This window comes from Pseudonocardia sp. NPDC049154 (assembly GCF_040648315.1).
GTDB lineage: Bacteria > Actinomycetota > Actinomycetes > Mycobacteriales > Pseudonocardiaceae > Pseudonocardia.
Genome location: NZ_JBEZDN010000169.1, coordinates 1 through 894 on the forward strand (window position 1 = coordinate 1; position 894 = coordinate 894).

The 894-nt window shown below is 73.2% G+C and carries 1 protein-coding gene and 1 pseudogene; both read left to right on the top strand.

The window, feature by feature from the left end; genetic code table 11:
- Positions 1 to 177, top strand: a pseudogene (locus AB0B41_RS39790) (AMP-binding protein); the annotation flags it as partial.
- 233 nt (positions 178 to 410) lie between these two features.
- Positions 411 to 797 (top strand): cold-shock protein, encoded by a 387-nt coding sequence (locus tag AB0B41_RS39795; RefSeq protein WP_233308718.1) that lies wholly within the window; start codon positions 411 to 413, stop codon positions 795 to 797.
- Positions 798 to 894 lie beyond the last annotated feature (97 nt).

An 894-nucleotide genomic window follows, 5' to 3' on the forward strand; every position in this document is an offset into this window, starting at 1 on the left:
GAGTCGGTGCGCGAGTTCGCGACGGGCAAGCTGGCGCACTACAAGATCCCGCGGTATGTGCTGGTCGTGGACGAGTTCCCGATGACCGTGACCGGCAAGGTCCGCAAGGTCGAGATGCGGGAGAAGTCCGTCGGCATCCTCGACCTCGGCGAGGCGGCGTCCGTGCGCAACGCCTGATGTCGTCGTGAGTGGCGATAGCCGCCAGAGCGACTATCGCCACTCACGGGGTGGGGCGGCGAACGACGGTGCGCGGCACGGTCCGCGCGACTAGGCTGTGACGTAGCGCGTCCCGGTGTCGCTCGGCGAGCCCACCACCCGTGTGCGGCGGACCAGGGAACCCGGGGCGCGTTCGTCGTGCGCGGGGCGTACGGCGGGATTGTGCGGTACCGAACGAGGAACGGGTGAGCAGGGTGCCGACCGGCAGGGTCAAGTGGTACGACGCCGAGAAGGGCTTCGGTTTCCTCTCCCAGGACGGGGGCGAGGACGTCTACGTCCGGAAGGCCTCGCTGCCTGCGGGCGTCGACGCGCTCAAGGCCGGGCAGCGGGTCGAGTTCGGCATGGCGGAGGGTCGGCGCGGCCCGCAGGCGCTGTCCGTGCGGGTGGTCGAGTCGCAGCACTCGGTGGTCGAGGCCAAGCGCCGCCCGGCCGAGGAGCTGCACGGCCTCATCGAGGACATGATCAAGCTGCTGGACTCGCGGGTGCAGCCGGACCTGCGCCGCGGCCGCTACCCCGACCGCAAGACGTGCAAGCTCGCGGCCGAGGTGGTGCGGGCCGTGGCCCGCGACCTGGACGGCTGACTGCCGTGGGGGGGGGGGGTGGGGGGGGGGCTACGGATACCGACCCGGGGCGCGAGCGGGCCGCGCGGGGGGGCGGCCCCGCGGGCGCGCGGGGCGC